The sequence below is a fragment of the Polynucleobacter bastaniensis genome (assembly GCF_018882205.1).
In the GTDB taxonomy this organism is placed as follows: domain Bacteria; phylum Pseudomonadota; class Gammaproteobacteria; order Burkholderiales; family Burkholderiaceae; genus Polynucleobacter; species Polynucleobacter bastaniensis.
The window spans coordinates 360,415-379,290 of record NZ_JACVOU010000001.1 but is presented as its reverse complement, the minus strand read 5'-3'; the positions used below and the strand labels follow the sequence as shown (position 1 = coordinate 379,290).

Here is an 18,876-nt window from a genome sequence, read left to right as displayed (position 1 = left end):
GCAATCCTGATGAACAAATTAAATACCTCTGATCTACCAGCAATCCAGTACACCATTTGGTCGGCGGATTTATATGGTCACCGTTTTCATGTGAAGTTACACATTGAGAATCCCTCGCCCAATGGACAGATCCTACAAATGCCCGCATGGATTCCGGGAAGCTATTTAATACGCGATTTCAGCAAGCAAATTGAAACGATCGAAGCGTTTGCGCTTGATCAGCCGAATGAAGCGCTGGTCTTAGAGCGCATCGATAATGATCAATGGCGCCTACCAAAAGTAACTGGTCCTGTAGAAATACTCACTACGGTATATGCATTTGATTCTTCAGTACGGGCCGCCTATCTAGACACTGAGCGTGCTTTTATCAACCCAAGTAGTTTGTGTTTAGTAGTTAAAGATCAAGAATCTCTACCCTGTGCTGTAGTCCTGGTTCCACCCAAGGATAGCCATGCAAATGCCTGGACTGTTCAGACAGGCTTACGACCAGCCAAAGTGGATGATCAAGGTTACGGCTTTTATCTCGCTAAAAATTATGATGATCTCTTAGATCATCCGGTTGCGATGGGTGAGTTCCAGATTGCACACTGGCAATCAAATGGCGTGTCACACGCTATGGCTATTCAAGGCTGTATTTATGAAGTTGATCTGGAGCGTCTAGCAAAAGATCTTCAGGCAATCTGTACCTGCACTATTAACCTCTTTGAACCAAAGACTAAAAAAGCACCTTTCCAGAATTATTTATTTCTAGTGAATGCAGTCCTCTCTGGCTATGGCGGACTCGAGCATCGCAATAGCACAGCTCTTCTATGTCGTCGTGATCAAATTCCTCAATTGGATACCCCATTAGATGAAGAATCTTATCGTGAATTTCTAGGTCTCTGTAGCCATGAATACTTCCACGCTTGGTTAGTCAAACGTATTCAGCCAAAAGCATTTCAACCCTATCAACTCGATCGCAGAAACCATACTCGTTTGCTGTGGTTATTTGAAGGCTTTACGAGTTACTACGATGACTTGCAATTATTCCGCAGTAAACGCATTGACCTGAAGGCTTACCTTAAGTTAGTTGCTAATAATTGGAATGGTATCTTGCGTGGGCCTGGTAGATTCAAGCAAAGCCTAGCTGACAGCTCTTTTGATACTTGGACTAAGTACTACCAAGCTGACGAGAACACACCGAATGCAGTCGTTAGCTATTACGGCAAGGGCGCCTTGCTCGCTTTGGGTTTAGATCTCAAGATTCGGGCTTTTACAAATAACCGCCAGTCCTTAGATGATTTGATGCGTCTCATTTGGCAAACCCATGGAGTCACGCAAGATGGCATTGCTGAAGACGGCTTGGACGAGTTGATACTCAAACTGCTTGGGAAGGGATTCTCTAAAACCTGGAACGAATTTCAATTTCGCTATATTTTTGGCGCTGAAGATATTCCCATTCAAAAATGGATTGATTCCCAAGCTATTTCAGTAAAACAAAAAACTCATTCCAAGCTTGAGCAAATTAAATTACAACTTGGCTTGCGTCATGCTGAAGTGGGCGGCTGGCTAAAAGTGACCCACGTACTCGACGGTGGTGCCGCGCAATTGGCTGGTCTAGCTACCGGAGATCTTTTAGCTAGCATCAATGGTGAGCGTATTACCGCTGCTCGTTGGGATACAGTGTTATCTAGCTTAATCTCGGGACAAGTCATTCAGATTTGCTTTTACCGAGATGATTTAGAGCACGAGTGCATGACTGTTCTTGAGGACGATCAAATTCCAAACCAATACATCCTCACACCAGCTGAGTAATGCATTCATTTTCTGCGGCTGACATTCCAGAAGATTGGCGCCCCCTACTCGGGGATTATTTTGAATCTCCTGAGTGGCAAATACTGCAGACCAATCTGAGAGCTGAGCTCAATAAAGAGGTCGGGAAGATTTGTCCAGAACCTCACAATTTCTTCAAAGCACTAACGCTAACTCCACTTAATCAAGTGAAGGTAGTCATCTTGGGGCAAGATCCATATCACTCCCCTGGACTAGCGCAGGGCTTGGCTTTTTCGATACCGAGCAGTATTCCAACAAATTCTCGCCAATTTCCGAGTTCCTTACGCAACATCAGCAAAGCGCTGGCGCTGGAAGGTTTTGACGCCCTTCCCAATGGCGATCTTCATGTCTGGGCTGAGCAAGGCGTCTTGCTTCTCAATACCGCTCTGAGCGTCCAATTAGGTGAAGCAGGCAGTCACGCTAATCTGGGCTGGAAACCTCTCATTGATCGACTGATAAGCGCTTTAGCGCAGCAAAAGCCCCATCTGGTTTGGATGCTGTGGGGTGGTCATGCCCAATCCAAGTTAGCCCTGATTGAGGCTACCCAAGATCAATTGATTCTGCAATCCTCACACCCCTCTGGATTAGGGGTCTATAAAACAGATCGACCCTTTCTAGAGCCTGGTGCACAGGCAAGTTGTGGGCACTTCACTAAAACCAATGAGTGGCTCGTGAAGCACCAAAAAACTCCTATTTTCTGGGTTAGCTCCAGCGAGCCCATACCCAGCGCCCCTCCTTAAGCCAAGCTCTTTAATTAACGACTAACTGCCGCATAGAGGTAGCCAGCCAAACATGCTGCCACTATGGCACTGAGCCACTCCAGCATCTGACCCGACTGAAATAAGCCTACAAATTGCCCTATATAGGAGCTAGCTAAGGTAGCAATACTACCAACCAAGACTGCCATGAGGTATTTCTGAATCTTGGGCTTAGATTGGCGTTTTCCTGGGTAAAAAACCAAGGTAAATACGCCAGTTAAGCCGCCGATCACCAGAAAAGCTAAAAACCCCATTGCCACCCCCATTGTTACTGACATCAAATCTATAATCACCATTATGAAGTTGTTGACACTCGGCATCAATCATCACACAGCGCCAGTCGCCATTCGGGAAAAGGTCGCCTTTGACCCTGAATTTCTTCAAGAAGCGTTGCACGATCTTCGCCAGCATCTCGTTGGTGCGAATCAGGCCGGCCTGCCTGAGGCCACAATTCTGTCTACCTGCAATCGCACCGAGCTCTACTGCGCCGCTAATGATGCAGATGCAGCGAGCCTGTTGCATGAAGCCACTTTTGATTGGTTGGCCAAAACCCAACAACTTGCTCCAAGCAGTTTAGAGCCACACATTTACTCACTACCGCAGTCTGATGCGGTACGCCATGCTTTTCGAGTGGCTTGTGGCTTAGATTCTATGGTGATTGGCGAAACCCAAATCTTGGGGCAGATGAAAGATGCTGTGCGTTCTGCAAATGATGCAGGCGTTCTTGGTACGTATCTCAATCAACTCTTTCAGAAAACCTTTGCTGTTGCAAAAGAAGTTCGTGGCTCCACAGAAATTGGTGCGCACTCGATTTCCATGGCGGCAGCATCCGTCCGATTAGCTGAGCGCATTTTTGAAAGTATTGCTGATCAACGTGTTCTATTTATCGGCGCTGGTGACATGATCACTTTATGTGCTACCCATTTCGTGGCACGCAAGCCTAAAGCAGTGGCAATTGCTAATCGTACGATTGAACGCGGACAAGAATTAGCAGATTCGATTTCCATTCAAGATGTTGAGGCGGAATCATTCAAGCTCTCAGATCTGCCAAGTCGATTACATGAATTTGACATCATCATTTCGAGTACAGCATCATCACTGCCGATTATTGGTTTAGGTATGGTAGAGAGCGCTCTTAAGCAACGTCGCCGCAAACCAATGGTGATGATTGATCTAGCGGTTCCTCGTGACTTTGAGCAAGAGATTAGCCGCTTAAATGACATCTATTTGTATACAGTCGATGATTTGGGTGTAATGATTCAGACGGGGGCTTCTTTACGCCAAGCAGCAGTGAGTCAGGCTGAAGCGATCATTGAAGATCGGGTTGGTAATTTCATGCACTGGATGCAAGGTCGTAAGACTGTGCCACTCATTCAGGATATACAGCAACAAAGCGAACACCTAAGGCAGCTTGAACTTGATCGTGCTATGAAACGATTAATGCGTGGTGAGGATCCCCAAGAAGTTCTCAATGCGATGGCTCAAGGCTTAACCAATAAGTTCTTACATGGCTCATTACATGCTTTGCAACACTCCAATGGCGCTGAGCGTGAAGCGCTGATTAAGTTACTTCCCAAATTATTCGCCTCACACTCCAAGCCAGAAGACCATTAGATGAAGCCCAGCATGCGGGCTAAGCTAGACCACCTAGATACGCGCTTAGCCGAACTCAATTCTTTATTAACTACCGAAGAGTCCACCAAGGATATGGACTACTATCGGAAGCTCACACGTGAGCATTCTGATATTGCGACGGTAGTGGAGCAATTTGGCCTATACAAACAGGCTGAGGCTGACGCACAAGCTGCAGAAGAGATGCGTAAGGATCCTGATATGAAGGACTTTGCTGATGAAGAGCAGAAACAAGCTCAAGCTACTATGGAAGAGCTTGAAAGCATTCTTCAAAAACTACTCCTACCCAAAGACGTCAACGACGAACGCAATGTCTTTTTAGAAATTCGTGCGGGTACTGGCGGTGACGAAAGCGCCCTCTTTGCCAGCGACTTACTGCGAATGTATACGCGCTTTGCTGAGCGCCAAGGCTGGAAAGTAGAAGTAGTGAATGCTGCCGAGTCCGATCTGGGTGGCTACAAAGAAGTGGTTCTGCGTCTTGTCGGGCAATCGGTATACTCACGCCTCAAATTTGAGTCTGGTGGTCATCGCGTACAACGCGTTCCCCAAACAGAAACACAGGGGCGTATACATACTTCAGCTTGCACAGTGGCAGTGATGCCAGAAGCCGATGAATTGGAAGCGGTAAAAATTAACCCTGCTGAATTACGCATCGATACTTTTAGAGCTTCAGGTGCTGGTGGTCAGCATATTAATAAAACGGATTCTGCTGTGCGTATCACCCACTTGCCGACCGGAACTGTCGTTGAGTGCCAAGATGATCGCAGTCAGCACCGCAATCGTGAACAAGCGATGAAGGTTCTTGTATCACGCATCATGGATGCGCGTGAACGAGAAAAACATCAGCTAGAAGCTCAGACCAGAAAGTCTTTAGTTGGCACTGGTGATCGCAGTGATCGTATTCGGACCTATAACTTTCCACAAGGTCGAATTACCGACCACCGCATCAATCTCACGCTGTACAAAATTGATGCCATGATGGATGGTGACCTTGATGACCTTTGCAATGCCTTGGCATCAGAACACCAAGCCGAGCTTCTAGCAGCACTTGGCGATAATTAATTCCACCCAAGGGATGAGCGTCAACCAGCCTTTAGGCGAATTAATTAGTAACTGCGCATTGCCAAGCAATGAAGCACGGATATTGCTGGCCTACATCCTAGACAAGCACTACCAACTTCCACGCTCTGCCTTGCTATCTCGTGATGATATGAGTTTGAATGCGCCAGCTTTTCTAGAATGGGAAAGTCTAGTCTCCAGAAGAGTTCTTGGGGAACCTATTGCATACATCTTAGGCAAAAAGGGTTTTCATAATATTGAGTTAGAGGTTGGCCCTGGGATACTTATTCCCCGCCCAGAAACTGAACTCCTCGTAGAGATTGCCCTTACTGAAATTACTAAACTCAATAAACCCACCAAGGTGTTGGATCTGGGTACTGGATCTGGTGCTATTGCACTCTCTATCGCAAGCTCTGCACCACTGACATCCCTGATTGCATCAGATCAATCGACTGAGGCTTTGGCTATTGCAAAGCAAAATGCCCAGTCTTTGAACCTATTAGATCAAGTCCAGTTTTTACTGGGTAGTTGGTATGCGGCATTAACTGAAGCAAGCCAATTTGATGTGATTGTGAGTAATCCGCCCTACATCGCTCATCAAGACCCCCACCTCACTCAAGGGGACCTCCGCTTTGAGCCTGTATCTGCGTTGACTGATTACGGTAGCGGTCTAGGCTGCCTAGAAATCATTATTGCAGGGGCAGATCAATACCTAAAACCTGGCGGCTTAATTGCCGTCGAGCATGGCTTTGATCAATCTGACGCTGTTATGGGGCTCATGAAAGTAGCGGGTTTGATAGATGTGCAGGCACACCTCGATTTTGCAGGCCACTGCCGAGTAGCTTCTGGACGAAAAAGCCTCTAAAACTGACAATCGAAATTAACCCTTTTCTTTAGATAGCCTTAAAATTACCTCATTATTATTAGCAGTAAATCATCACCTTTAAATGGTATCAATTTAGGAAAAAATATGGACACCCAAGCAAAAATTCAAGAAATCGTTACTAGCCATCCCGTTGTATTGTTTATGAAGGGCAATGCCCAGTTTCCACAATGCGGCTTTTCCGGAAATGCGATCAATATTTTGCGTGCAAGCGGTGTTGAGAATCTTCACACTGTTAACGTTCTGGAAGATGAAGCAATTCGTCAGGGCATTAAAGAATTTGCTAACTGGCCAACCATTCCTCAGCTTTACATCAATGGCGAATTCATTGGTGGTTCAGACATCATGACTGAAATGTTCGAAAGCGGTGAGTTGAAAAAGCTTGTACAAGGCTAATTACACAAAACCAACATAGCTCGTATTTGTGACTTTTGATTTAAGCTCTCTTCTACTATTTGGCCTGCCATTCGGTTTATGTGCAGGCCTTTTAGTCTATGCGCTCAATCTACGCTCAACCCTCACTAGAGTTGAGCAGCAAACTGAACATGATGCTGCGCTTTCTGCCAACTTAAGAGCTGAGCGTGATCAGGCATTACAGAATGCCATTCGACTTGAGGCAGCACTAGACTCCGAGCGTAAACAGGGCTTAGGAAGAATTGAATCTCTCAATGAAGCTAAAGAAGCACTGACTAGCCAATTCAAAAATCTGGCTAATGAAATTTTGGAAGATAAGTCTAAGCGCTTTACTGAGCAAAACCTGACTAGCTTAGATGCCCTTCTAAAGCCTCTACAAACTAAGCTTTCAGAATTTAAAGAGCAGGTAAATACCTCCTACGGAAATGAAGCACGCGAACGCTTTGCCCTCAAGAGTGAAATCGAGCGTCTAGCCAATCTGAATTTACGTATGTCAGATGAAACGCGTTCGCTGACCCAGGCGCTCAAGGGTGACTCGAAGATACAAGGTAATTGGGGTGAATTGGTTTTAGAGTCTATTCTCGAATCTTCAGGCCTGCGTAAAGGTGAGGAGTACCTTGTACAAGATAGTCATACTCAGACGGATGGCTCACGTCTTCAGCCTGACGTAGTAGTTAAACTGCCAGAGGGTAGAAGCTTAGTGGTTGATAGCAAGGTTTCTATTACGGCATACTCCCGTCATGCCGAGGCCACCGATCCAACCATCTCTGAACAAGAATTGGCGGCACATATTCAGTCTCTTCGACAACATATTCATGGACTCTCAAGCAAGAACTACAGTTCCTTATACGGGATTGGCTCGGTGGACTTTGTATTGATGTTTGTACCCATTGAACCTGCATTCTTGCTAGCCTTGAAGACAGCGCCTAATCTGTACCAAGAGGCACTAGCTAAGAATATTGTGCTGGTATGCCCAAGTACTTTGATGGCAACGCTAAGAACTGTCGCGCATCTCTGGCGTCAAGATCATCAAAATCGCAACGCTCTAGAAATTGCAAAACAATGCGGCACGCTCTATGACAAGTTTGTTGGCTTTGTTGACGATCTTGAAAAACTCGGCCAACGCTTGGATCAGGCCCAAACGAGTTACCACGATGCCTTTAGTAAACTCAAATCCGGTAAAGGCAATCTGATTCGTACTGCAGAAAAGGTGCGTGAGCTCGGTGTTAAGCCTAGTAAAAATTTACCTACGCCCCTCATTGAATCGTCAACAGATCCAGAATAAACTTAGAATAAAAATTGACTGCTACGTGCGAATCAGAAACACAAGCCTCATCACATTCCTATAGAAAAGTAGCTATTGCAGCCTGCTTTGGAACCTTTCTAGAGTGGTACGACTTTCTGACTTTTGCTACTCTGGCTGTAGTTTTTGGCCCTCTCTTCTTTCCCTCAAGCGACCCCAGCACAGCCCTATTAGCTAGCCTTGCGACTTTTGGTGTAGGTATGGTGGTGAGGCCCATAGGAGCAGCTATTTTTGGGAGCATTGGCGATCGTATTGGGCGACGCCCCGTGTTTATGATCACCATCACTCTCATGGGAATTGCTACGGTCTGCGTTGGTTTTTTGCCGACCTATGCTCAGGTGGGGATCTGGGCACCTATCTTGCTAGTAAGCCTCAGACTACTTCAGGGCCTTTCAGCAGGAGGTGAGATTGGCGGTAGCGCTGTCTACCTCACTGAGCATGCAGGCGACTCTAATCGAGGCTTTAAAACTAGCTTCTTGCAGCTCATGGGGCCACTTGGCATCTTGGTATCCACACTCCAAATTGCTTTGTTACAAACCTATCTTACCCAAGAAGAATTTTTATCGTGGGGGTGGCGTGTACCATTCTGGGTTTCACTGCTTCTGCTCTTGATTGCATTTAAAGCCCGCATGGCTCTAGAAGAAACGCCGATCTATTTGCAGTTGAGTAAAACAGAAGCCCAGTCTAAAAGCCCCTTGCGTGACAACTTGAAAGATCCAGAAACGAGAAAACGAATGTTCCTACTTTTCTTTTGCGTTTCAGCAGGTGGGGCGATACTTTTTTTCTGCGTGCAGGTCTACACTTCAATATTTCTAAAAACTGTAGTGAAATTACCCTCTCAGTTAGTGGATCAATTGAGTGTTTATGCAACGATTGCTCTATTACCACTAACTATTTTTGCGGGCTGGCTATCGGATAAGATTGGCAGAAAGCCTGTCGTTGTCAGCGGCCTCATCTTGGGCGCCACACTAATACTGCCAGCGTTCTATTTACTACAAAGTAATAGCGGATCTATCTTATTAATAGCAGGTGTCTTGGTTGGCCTATCAGCAATCCTAGCACTTGTAGTGGGCCCACAAACAGCCCTACTTGCAGAGCTATTCCCAGCTAAAACGAGAAATAGCGCAGCCACCCTTCCGCATAATCTAGCTGCTGGGTGGATAGGTGGGCTTCTGCCTTTTATTGTGACCTGGTTGAATCAGCACTGGGAAAGCAATCTTGCGGGGCTTTGGTATCCGACTCTTTTCTTGGCAACTGGTGCAGTGATTGCACTACTATATTTGCCGGAAAGCCGAACAGTAGATTTGAGAAAATAAGCTGCGAGTTAAAGTATTATTTTCTTATTGCTCGAATGACAAACTGCATGGGCAATGCATCTGAAATTGCAATCTCAGAATCAGACCCAGCAAGTCTGGCCATCTCACCAATAATCGGCAAAAAAGATTCTCGCCCGGGCTCATTAAAAATTCTAGGGGCGCCTTGCTCAATGACAAATCCAGCTTGATCAAATAACTCAATCATTGTCTGCCTAGTGAACCAGCGAAGATGGGTTTTATCCATCAAACCTTGAGCTTCATACCGAAAATCACCAATACTTAATTTCGCCTGGATTGACCAGTGCTGAACATTAGGAATACATGCCACAACAACCCCGCCCTCGGGCATAACATGATGAATCTTCTCTAGCACTCGCCATGGATTCTGAAGATGCTCTAGAGTATCCCCAAAAATCCAACAATCTCGATCGCCGGTATTAGACCAAAATTTTTCATCCGCACCTTCAATATTTAAGACTGTTACTTCATCACAGTACCGGCGTGCAAGAACTGCAAAATTAGCATCAATCTCGACTCCTCGATAATCAGCATCAGGTGCGAGTTTCTTAAATTCTCTTGCAAGAGCGCCTGAGCTACACCCAATCTCAATAAGATTTTTACAGGTAACAGGGATTAGATTTAATAAATCAGCATTGTGCTGCTCGTGAACTGGTGTTTGCTCCATTACTGATCCCATTTATTTAAGTATTTCTGATAAGAGCTTTTCCAATCCTCGGAGCCAAAATTACCCCCGCTCTGGTGAATAAGCGACAGGGGAATAGTACCCATGGATATTCCGCGAACTTCTGCTTGTCGACAAAAATCCATATCGTAAAAATGAAATTTAAATTTCTCATCAAAGCGCATATGATTTTTAATTAAGGTCTCGCTAAAGGCTGCCAGCATGAGCCCATCAAGAAGCTTTACCTCCTGGAAGGGTGGCCCAAAATTACTAATAGCAGTCGGCGGAAATGAAGACCCATGACCCACAACGCCACTTAAATTTTCAGGCAGATCCCATGTTAATTTTTCATCAATAAATGCCCAAGCGGGCTGGAGTGGAATTCGTCGCCTGTTTCCTGCCACGCCAACTATGCCGAAGTGAGATAATCCATTAAAGATTTGCTGTATCCAGAAAAAATCAAGGATGTGCAAGTCATCATGAGCAAAGACCAGCAAGCATGGATCATACTTAGACTGCTCAATCTCTTTGTTATAGATTTCAGATAAGCCCTTAGTATTTTCAGGATAGAGGACTACCTCTAGGTGGGGGCTCGGGAAGAGCGCCAAAGAGACTCCAGTGGCACCATTACTCCAAAATTTTTCCGCACTTTGCCTTGTAGCAACTACAAATTTGATTTTTATATTTTCATTCATATATTTAATAAATATGCTCAGGCGCAAGGCTCGATTGATAGCGCTCATAAGATTTTTTATAAGCAGACTCTAGATTCTTTGTGAATAATTTAGTATTAAATAATGGTGTGGTGAGGCGATTTTCTACTAATTTATTCTTGAGGACTGCGATTCTTACTGGATCCTTGCCAATGCTGATCGCTAAATCCTCATACTCTTTCTGTGATGAGGCCACCAACTCTGGCAGGCCAATTGCGTTCAAAAGGCTGCCGCACATTCGAGCAGAGAAAGACTGTCCCAAGAAAGTAAGGACAGGGAGTCCGGCCCATAATGCGTCACTCGCAGTCGTACCAGCATTATATGGGGATGTATCTAGAAATAAATCTGCAATCCGATATCGTGCGAGATACTCGTCACGCTTTAATCGATCTGCAAAAATAAGTCTACCGCTATTGACCCCTCGACGTTCGATTTCTTTTGTCAAATTTAGTCTTACGCTTTCACTATCAGCATATACAAGTAGGGAGCTATCAGGAACTGCAATCAATATTCTTGCCCAGCTATCAAATATTGCCGGGGTTATCTTAAAACCATTATTAAAGCAGCAGTAAACAAAGCCCCTCTCTGGCAAACCCAACTCTTCTCTAGTAAATACCTTTTCAGAAATTATTGTCCTATCATCATTTGCTTGATAACTAGGTAAATAAATAACTTTCTCTGAATACTCGTTTTGGAGATTATCTGGAATGATAGTTTTATCAGCAATAATGTAATCCATGTAAGGGGCGGCTAGCGTTCCTAGATATCCAATATAGCCAATTTGAATTGGTGCCGCCCGGTATGAAAAAATACCTAACTTAGCATCTTGAGTTATACCACCGAGATCAACCGCGATATCAATTGCTTTATCCCTAGCTAATCTTGCTACTGAATAATCACTCATTAAACTCACATCAATGAATTCATCAAAAGAATTTTTGATGGTCTTGGTCATTTCATCCGGCGGCTTTAAGTTTGTTGAAAATGCAATTAATTCGAAATCTTCTTTATTGTGCGCATTAAGCATCCCAGCAATTAAAAATGAGACAGGGTGATTTTTAAAATCGGCAGAAAAATAACCAATGCGTAATTTTTTTGAATGATCCCTACGGGCAATTTCACCCAAATCCGTCTTAGGGAAATACTCACTACTTACATATTCTTCAGTAAGTTTTTTGATCACCATTGGATTATCTAAAAATGGCAATAAGTGAAAAGGATGAATTTTTTTTCTATGAAATGACTTGCTACTTGAAAGTTTTCTGAATTGATCTTCAATTCCAGCCCAGTCACACAGCTTCATTTTGCAATGAATTAAAGCCCCAAGATTTGCACTATTTTCTTGATCTAGATCGATTCCAATCTGATATGCCCGCAAAGCTTCGTTGATGCGGTTTAAATTTTGTAGCGCATTACCCATGTTACAGTAAGCCTCTACATAATTAGGTTGTATTAATATTGCTTTTTCATATGCACTTAAAGCTTCATCATATTTGTTAAGGTCTTGGAGAAGATTACCCTTGTTGTTGTAGGTCTCACTATGGTTTGACTGCAATGAAATAGCAAGGTCATAGCATTTCATAGACTCTGCATATTTATTTAGATCTTTTAATACGTTTCCACGGTTAAGATGAGCCAACCAGTTTTTAGGTTCTACCTTGATTGCACGATCAAACATGTTAAGAGCTTCAGCTCTGTTATTCTGAAACGCAAATAGCACCCCTAATAATCGAAGGACCTCCGAATCTTTAGGGCTCAATATTTTTGCTTTGCGTAACAAGCGCTCTGCGCCAACTAAGTCATTCTTTCGGAGGTACTCCATTGCAAGATTTATTAGATGTGCCGCTGGATTGATCATCTTCTATTTTTTACTCTCTCACAAAACTCCAAAAAGGATTTACAGAGACATACTGTAAATCCTTTTTGGAGTTTTTGGTGCCCCTTGTCCGACTCGAACAGACCACCTACTGATTACAAATCAGTTGCTCTACCAGATGAGCTAAAGGGGCAACGGATGATATTTTAACCTATTTCACAATCGTCAAGGAAGGTCTATTGGCTTTTGGCTTTTCAGCATTCTCGGGGGCATCTTCTTCGAGTTTCCCGGCCTGAGTGGCATCAAAAGGGAAGGACATTCCCTGGCCATTCTCTCGTGCATAGATTGCTAAAACATGGCTTACAGGGACTATGATTTTTCTTGGAACACCACCAAATCTTGCCTGAAAACTGATCCAATCATTATCTAAATTCAGCTGATGGCAGGCCTCCAAGGAGAGATTTAAAACAATTTCATCCTTCTTCACAAACTCCATAGGCACTTCAACACTAGAGTCCACAAAGACTGCCATGAAGGGCGTAAAACCAAAATCCGTGCACCACTGATGTAGGGCACGGATTAGGTAGGGTTTATTGCTTGGAATATCAGACATGCTTATTCTTCCAGCCTGAGTAATGAGCCGCTTAGCGACGCATTACCTTTTCTGAGGGAGTCAATGCCTCGATGTAAGCAGGTCTGCTAAAAATACGCTCGGCGTACTTCAAGAGAGGAGCTGCATTACGTGAGAGATCAATACCGTAATGCTCCAAACGCCACAATAAAGGTGCGATTGCTACATCCAGCATAGAAAACTCTTCACCCAGCATGTACTTGTTCTTCACAAAAATGGGAGCGAGCTGAGTTAATCGATCACGAATGGCTAAACGCGCTTTTTCATGAGTCTTATCTGCTGCCTTGCCTTTTTCATTCTCCAATGCAGCCACATGCACAAACAACTCTTTCTCAAAATTGAAGAGGAAGAGGCGTGCGCGTGCGCGTGCTACAGGATCAGGCGGCATCAATTGTGGATGAGGAAAACGCTCATCAATATATTCATTAATGATGTTTGACTCATACAAAATCAAGTCGCGCTCAACCAAGATTGGAACTTGGCCATAAGGGTTCATTACCGAGATGTCTTCTGGCTTGTTAAACAAGTCCACATCACGGATTTCAAAGTCCATACCTTTTTCAAAAAGCACCAGACGGCAGCGTTGCGAGAATGGGCAGTTAGTGCCCGAGTACAACACCATCATAAATTTATTTCCTTAAATATCTACTTCAATACAACAAACGCACAAACAACTGCGACTTTAAATCTTAAAAACTTAGCTTAGTGAATGTCTTTCCAGTAAGCCTTATTCAAACGTGAAGCTACCAGCGTGAAGATTGCCAAGAAGATCAACACAATCACACCCAAACGCTTGCGCTCAAGTTGTACTGGTTCAGCCATCCATGACAGAAAGGCAACTAAGTCAGCGATGTTGTCGTCGTACTCTTGAGGCTTCATTGTTCCCGGGGTCAGCTGCTCAAAACTAACAAATTTTTTCTCTACACGGCTTGCGTCGTGTGGGTCTGGACGCTCTTCAAACTTTGCAGCACGCTCACCCTGCAACTGCCAGAGAACATGGGGCATACCCACGTTCGGATACACCAAGTTATTCCAGCCGGTTTGGGTAGCATCATCTTTATAGAAAGTACGGAAGTAGGTATAAAGCCAATCGGTACCACGTGCACGCGCTTCTACAGACAAGTCCGGAGGAGTCTTGCCAAAGAAAGCTTTGCCATCTTTGGGTGACATTGAAATAGTCATCAAATCACCCACTTTAGCGTCAGTCAAAATCAAGTTATCTTTAATTTCTTGATCTGTCAGACCAATGTCACGCATGCGGTTGTAACGCACGCTTGTAGCTGAGTGACAGTTCAAGCAATAGTTGACAAATATCTTAGCGCCATTTTGCAAAGAAGCATTATTACTAACGCGATTTGGTGCAGTCTCCAACGGGAAACCGCCCTCACTTGCATTTGCAGTTAAACCAAAACCAAGGGCGGCAATCATTGCAGTTGCCTGACAGACGCCCATCACAGTGTGCAAAATTCGTTTCATACTAGTTCCTAATTTCTCGGGTATCTGAATTAATGGGGCTTAAAAGTAACGCGAGTTGGAACTGGCTTGAATGTACCAAGCTTGCTCCAGAACGGCATTGCCAAGAAGAAGCCCAGGTAATAAATAGTGCAAATCTGAGAAATCTTTTCGTACAGAGGTGATGGCGGCTCGATACCCAGGTAACCCAAAACCACAAAGGTCAGAATAAAGGTTCCATAAATGTACTTATGAAATTGTGGGCGATAACGAATCGACTTCACTGGAGAATGATCTAACCATGGCAAAAAGAACAGGATCACAACAGAACCGCCCATGATTACAACACCCCAAAACTTGGCATCAAGCGCATAAAAGCTAGCAGCTAAAACTAGTGCAATGATTGCGCAAGCCCCTTTTACTTTGATGCTCTTAGACTGCAGAGCAAACATTCCCAAAATCACTGCCAAGAAAATCCATAAAGGCAACAGGAAATTCGTAGTAGTAGCGCGCAACATTGAATAGAACGGTGTGAAATACCAAACCGGTGCAATATGCGTCGGCGTGACAAACGGGTTTGCTGGAATGAAATTGTTCGCTTCCAAGAAATAACCGCCCATCTCTGGCGCAAAGAAAACAATCGAAGCAAAGATGATCAAGAAGCCACCAAGATACATGATGTCATGGACACTGTAAAAAGGATGGAAAGGAATTCCGTCTAAAGGAATACCTTTTTCGTTAACTGTATTCTTAATCTCAATTCCATCTGGGTTATTTGAGCCTACTTCATGCAATGCCAGAATGTGTGCTGCAACTAAACCAATTAAGACGAGTGGAATAGCAATCACGTGGAATGCGAAGAAGCGGTTGAGAGTTGCATCACCAACTACATAGTCGCCACGTAACCATAGGGATAGGTCTGGACCAATCAATGGAATCGCAGAAAATAAGTTCACGATCACTTGAGCGCCCCAATAGGACATTTGACCCCATGGAAGCAAGTAACCAAAGAACGCCTCACCCATTAAGGCCAAGAAAATCGCACATCCGAAGATCCAAATGAGTTCACGTGGTTTGCGATAAGAACCGTAAATCAATCCGCGGAACATGTGCATGTAAACCACTACGAAGAACATTGAAGCTCCAGTCGAGTGCATGTAGCGGATCAACCAACCGAATGGCACTTCGCGCATGATGTATTCAACAGACTCAAATGCCTTAGCAGCATCTGGTTTGTAGTTCATGGTTAAGAAGATACCGGTAATAATCTGAATGGCCAAAACCACAATAGCTAAGGCACCAAAGATATAGAAGAAATTCAGATTCTTAGGAGCGTAATACTCGCTCATATGACGCTTAAAGGCTTCAGTGACAGGAAGGCGTGAGTCAACCCAAGCCATCATCTTCACTGCGGCAGATGCGTTTGCTGGGACTTCTTTTTCGTGAAATGCCATTTATTTCTCCTTAGGCCTTCTTGTCTTCGCCAACCAGAATTTTGGTGTCGCTCAAATACATGTGTGGCGGCACTTCCATATTGTCTGGAGCTGGTTTGTTCTTAAATACACGGCCTGCCATATCAAAGGTAGACCCATGGCATGGACAAAGGAAACCACCCTGCCATGTGTTTGGTAAGGAAGGTTGAGTACCTGCCTCAAACTTAGGCGTAGGCGAGCATCCCAAATGCGTGCAAATACCCACTACAACCATGTATTCAGGCTTAATTGAGCGCCATTGATTTTGCGCATAAGGCGGGGTAAATTGAGCTGGATCCCTTAAAGAATCAGGATCTGCGAGCTCTGCATCAATCTTGGAAAGCTCGGCAACTTGCTCAGGAGTACGGCGCACAACCCAAACTGGCTTACCGCGCCACTCAACCATACGCATCTCATCGGGCTGCATGCCAGAAATATCGATCTCAACCGCAGCTCCAGCGGCCTTGGCACGCTCAGAAGGCTCAAAGCTATCAACAAAGGGGTAAAGGGCTGCAGCAGCGCCGACGCCTCCGACTGCTGAAGTGGCGATCAACCATTTACGGCGATCCTTATCCATACTGGGCTTGTTACTCATTTACAAAATTCCTCGAAAAGGGCATTTATAGGTAAAAATACTTAAAGGTGAGATTTTAAAGTAAAAATGGAGTGTGCATCAAAGTTATGGGGTTAATTTTGAGTTAATCTCAATCCATATGAAATGAAAGGTATTTATGGCTGTTTTAAAGGAATTTCGGGGCTTTGCGGTCAAGGGTAATGTCATTGATTTAGCGGTTGGCGTAATCATTGGCGGGGCATTTGGGAAGATTGTGGATTCCCTCGTAAATGACATCGTCATGCCAGTGATTTCCACCCTTTTGGGGGGTCATATTGACTTCACGAACCTCTTCTTAGTACTTGGCAATGTTCCAGGGGGAGTACCAAGGACCTTTGATGCCCTTAAAAAGGCTGGAATACCTATTTTTGCTTATGGCAACTTCATCACCATCTCTATCAACTTCATCCTATTGGCATTTGTCATCTTCCAGATGGTCAAAATAGTCAATAAAGTACGTTTAATAGACGCGCCGCCTGAGTCTTCGGTATCAGAAGATATTTTGCTTCTGAGGGAAATTCGGGATAATTTAAAAAAATAAAACGCTGAACTATTTAATATAAATGTATTCGGATAATAAATTATCATTTTGGTGATGATAGATTCTAAGCCAACGATGCTTGCTTTGCTGCCGCCCCCACTTCAACATAGACTTACGTAGAGTCTTGCACCCTATGTGCTTTCAACAAGCACTTTAATAGTTTGACAGGAGTACAAGTCAATTCACGGGCTTTGTTATAAAAACCTGCCGAACTTGTGATTTATCGTTTCGCGATAGATAGGTGTTACAAAATACCTTTTATAGGCTGCACTAAAGAAAAAACCCACCGTATTTCTACGATGGGTTTTAACTTGCAACTTATTTCCAGACTTAATACTAGCTCACGCTAGCCTTAAATTTAGAAAGTATGACGTACACCAACAGCGTAGCTGTTTTGATTTGCAGAATATACACCTGAGGTAGATGTACCAGCTGTAACTTGAGCAGCAGTTTGAGCTCTGTATGTAGCAGTTGATTGAGCAAACTGACCGTAGATAGCATACAAGTTTGTACGCTTGCTGAGCCAATAGTTAGAGCCTAACTGCCATGCATTGAACTTAGCACTATCTTGGTTGTTGCCGTACGGAGTAAAACTACCCATACCAGCAGTTGCCCAAGCTTCAACTGTTGGAGTTACATATGAACGTACACCAATTTCCTGAGCAGTACGCTTCTGAGAGTAACTAGTGTTAGCTGTATCAGTAGCTTTACGATTGATGTAGTTTGCATAAGCCTTAAGGATACCAAAATCATATGTTAAAGCCGCATACATTGTGTTGTCTTGTACGTTAGTTGCAGCTTGCGCGCCTGTCCACAATGCCCATGCACCAGTATTTGTTGTACCAGCTACTGCCGTTGTAGTACCACCAGAAGTATAGTTGGTAGCTGTAGTCAATTGCTTTAAAGCCATGTAGTTAGCTGTTACAAACAATTTGTTCCATGTGTAATCGAGACCCAAGCCCCAACCATTAGTGTTTGTATTGCCACCAGATGAAACGTTTGCTGTTGAACCAGCGGTTGTAGTGTTAATTGTTGTAGAGTTTGAATTGTTCAAAACTGCCATTGCGTGACCTTGAAATCCAGCAACAATCTCAGAATCCAAAGTAATTGCGTTTGATGCACGTGATTGATATGCACTAGATGCCGCGTTAGTAGCGGTTGTAAATAAAGCTGTACCAGAATCAGCGTTACCAGTATAGATTACGCTACCAATCATATTGTTTTGACCACCAGCGTCAGTTTTGCTCATAGCAACGTGGATTGGAGTGTACTGTGTACCAATAGCAAATTGACCCAAACCATTTTGTTTCAAACCGACGAAAGACTGACGGTTATTAACAGCTGTGAAGTTTGTGCTGTTAGGTGTGAGGCCAGTTTCAATAGTAAAAAATGCTGATTTACCACCACCTAAATCTTCATTGCCCTTAAAGCCCAAACGTGAGGTTTGTTCTGCGGATTGACCTAAAAAGCTATTGGTCGATTTTAGAGTTGCGTTAGGGTAACTAGAGTTAGTTGCGTAGTTAGGTGTTAAAGCTGTGTTAGATGCCTGTTGTGCTGAGTTAGAACCGATATAACCAACATCCAAAATACCGTATACGGTCACTGATGACTGAGCTTGAGCTGCTGACGCAAATGCGCCGATTGCTGCAACTGCTAATAGCGATTTTTTCATTCTTTAAATCTCCATAAATTGAAAGTAATGCCCAAATAAGTTTGGGACATATGAATTTTGCTTGTTTTGCCCTCCTAGGTTGGGGGTAAGGGCATTTAGAGGCTGTT

At 44.1% G+C, this 18,876-nt stretch carries 19 protein-coding genes and 1 tRNA gene; 9 read left to right on the top strand and 11 right to left on the bottom strand.

Annotation, left to right across the window (positions count from 1 at the left end):
• Positions 1 to 9: 9 nt before the first annotated feature.
• Together ICN22_RS02100 and ICN22_RS02095 are read left to right on the top strand one after the other, a co-directional pair.
• Positions 10 to 1,794: a M61 family metallopeptidase gene (locus tag ICN22_RS02100; protein ID WP_216168620.1), complete on the top strand. Its 1,785-nt coding sequence runs from the start codon at positions 10 to 12 to the stop codon at positions 1,792 to 1,794.
• Positions 1,794 to 2,552 carry a uracil-DNA glycosylase gene (locus ICN22_RS02095; protein ID WP_216168619.1) on the top strand — a complete coding sequence of 253 codons (759 nt, stop codon included), beginning with the start codon at positions 1,794 to 1,796 and terminating at the stop codon, positions 2,550 to 2,552. Before ICN22_RS02100 ends, ICN22_RS02095 begins: the two co-directional genes overlap by 1 nt.
• A gap of 14 nt (positions 2,553 to 2,566) precedes the next feature.
• Here ICN22_RS02095 and ICN22_RS02090 read toward each other — a convergent pair whose 3' ends face one another.
• A complete protein-coding gene (locus tag ICN22_RS02090) occupies positions 2,567 to 2,848 on the bottom strand; it encodes a hypothetical protein (protein WP_255533791.1) in 282 nt (93 codons plus the stop codon).
• 19 nt (positions 2,849 to 2,867) lie between these two features.
• On the opposite strand from ICN22_RS02090, the gene hemA reads away from it, so the two are divergent.
• The 6 genes from hemA (at position 2,868) to ICN22_RS02060 (ending at position 9,177) form a co-directional block, all read left to right on the top strand.
• A complete protein-coding gene (gene hemA / locus ICN22_RS02085; protein ID WP_216168618.1) occupies positions 2,868 to 4,184 on the top strand; it encodes a glutamyl-tRNA reductase in 1,317 nt (438 codons plus the stop codon).
• Complete coding sequence (gene prfA, locus ICN22_RS02080; RefSeq protein WP_216168617.1) at positions 4,185 to 5,264, top strand: peptide chain release factor 1; 1,080 nt, start codon at positions 4,185 to 4,187, stop codon at positions 5,262 to 5,264. It abuts the gene before it with no gap.
• Between the two features lie 13 nt (positions 5,265 to 5,277).
• On the top strand, positions 5,278 to 6,126 hold the full coding sequence (prmC, locus tag ICN22_RS02075; protein WP_216168616.1) for a peptide chain release factor N(5)-glutamine methyltransferase: 849 nt from the start codon (positions 5,278 to 5,280) through the stop codon (positions 6,124 to 6,126).
• 105 nt (positions 6,127 to 6,231) lie between these two features.
• Positions 6,232 to 6,540 (top strand): Grx4 family monothiol glutaredoxin, encoded by a 309-nt coding sequence (gene grxD, locus ICN22_RS02070; RefSeq protein WP_216168615.1) that lies wholly within the window; start codon positions 6,232 to 6,234, stop codon positions 6,538 to 6,540.
• 28 nt (positions 6,541 to 6,568) lie between these two features.
• Positions 6,569 to 7,843, top strand: a complete 1,275-nt coding sequence (locus ICN22_RS02065; protein WP_216168614.1) for a DNA recombination protein RmuC — start codon at positions 6,569 to 6,571, stop codon at positions 7,841 to 7,843.
• A gap of 14 nt (positions 7,844 to 7,857) precedes the next feature.
• Positions 7,858 to 9,177, top strand: a complete 1,320-nt coding sequence (locus ICN22_RS02060) for an MFS transporter (protein WP_216168613.1) — start codon at positions 7,858 to 7,860, stop codon at positions 9,175 to 9,177.
• Between the two features lie 16 nt (positions 9,178 to 9,193).
• On the opposite strand, the gene ICN22_RS02055 is transcribed toward ICN22_RS02060, so the two are convergent.
• From ICN22_RS02055 to petA, 9 genes are all read right to left on the bottom strand, one after another.
• Positions 9,194 to 9,874 carry a class I SAM-dependent methyltransferase gene (locus ICN22_RS02055; protein WP_216168612.1) on the bottom strand — a complete coding sequence of 227 codons (681 nt, stop codon included), beginning with the start codon at positions 9,872 to 9,874 and terminating at the stop codon, positions 9,194 to 9,196.
• Entirely contained in the window at positions 9,862 to 10,602 is a 741-nt protein-coding gene (locus ICN22_RS02050; protein WP_255533790.1) for a glycosyltransferase, read from the bottom strand. Before ICN22_RS02050 ends, ICN22_RS02055 begins: the two co-directional genes overlap by 13 nt.
• On the bottom strand, positions 10,559 to 12,430 hold the full coding sequence (locus ICN22_RS02045) for an O-linked N-acetylglucosamine transferase, SPINDLY family protein (RefSeq protein ID WP_216168611.1): 1,872 nt from the start codon (positions 12,428 to 12,430) through the stop codon (positions 10,559 to 10,561). Before ICN22_RS02045 ends, ICN22_RS02050 begins: the two co-directional genes overlap by 44 nt.
• Positions 12,431 to 12,505: 75 nt before the next feature.
• Positions 12,506 to 12,581, bottom strand: a tRNA-Thr gene (locus tag ICN22_RS02040).
• Between the two features lie 18 nt (positions 12,582 to 12,599).
• Positions 12,600 to 13,001, bottom strand: coding sequence for a ClpXP protease specificity-enhancing factor (locus ICN22_RS02035; RefSeq protein ID WP_216168610.1), 402 nt, complete (start codon positions 12,999 to 13,001; stop codon positions 12,600 to 12,602).
• Between the two features lie 31 nt (positions 13,002 to 13,032).
• On the bottom strand, positions 13,033 to 13,644 hold the full coding sequence (locus ICN22_RS02030; RefSeq protein ID WP_216168609.1) for a glutathione S-transferase N-terminal domain-containing protein: 612 nt from the start codon (positions 13,642 to 13,644) through the stop codon (positions 13,033 to 13,035).
• Positions 13,645 to 13,721: 77 nt separating this feature from the next.
• Positions 13,722 to 14,495 (bottom strand): cytochrome c1, encoded by a 774-nt coding sequence (locus ICN22_RS02025; RefSeq protein ID WP_216168608.1) that lies wholly within the window; start codon positions 14,493 to 14,495, stop codon positions 13,722 to 13,724.
• Positions 14,496 to 14,524: 29 nt separating this feature from the next.
• Positions 14,525 to 15,925, bottom strand: coding sequence for a cytochrome b (locus tag ICN22_RS02020; RefSeq protein WP_216168607.1), 1,401 nt, complete (start codon positions 15,923 to 15,925; stop codon positions 14,525 to 14,527).
• Between the two features lie 10 nt (positions 15,926 to 15,935).
• A complete protein-coding gene (gene petA, locus ICN22_RS02015) occupies positions 15,936 to 16,538 on the bottom strand; it encodes a ubiquinol-cytochrome c reductase iron-sulfur subunit (protein WP_216168606.1) in 603 nt (200 codons plus the stop codon).
• A 136-nt stretch (positions 16,539 to 16,674) separates the two neighbouring features.
• On the opposite strand from petA, the gene mscL reads away from it, so the two are divergent.
• A complete protein-coding gene (gene mscL / locus ICN22_RS02010) occupies positions 16,675 to 17,097 on the top strand; it encodes a large conductance mechanosensitive channel protein MscL (protein ID WP_216168605.1) in 423 nt (140 codons plus the stop codon).
• A 358-nt stretch (positions 17,098 to 17,455) separates the two neighbouring features.
• On the opposite strand, the gene ICN22_RS02005 is transcribed toward mscL, so the two are convergent.
• Positions 17,456 to 18,769 carry a porin gene (locus ICN22_RS02005; protein ID WP_216168604.1) on the bottom strand — a complete coding sequence of 438 codons (1,314 nt, stop codon included), beginning with the start codon at positions 18,767 to 18,769 and terminating at the stop codon, positions 17,456 to 17,458.
• Between the last annotated feature and the right edge of the window lie 107 nt (positions 18,770 to 18,876).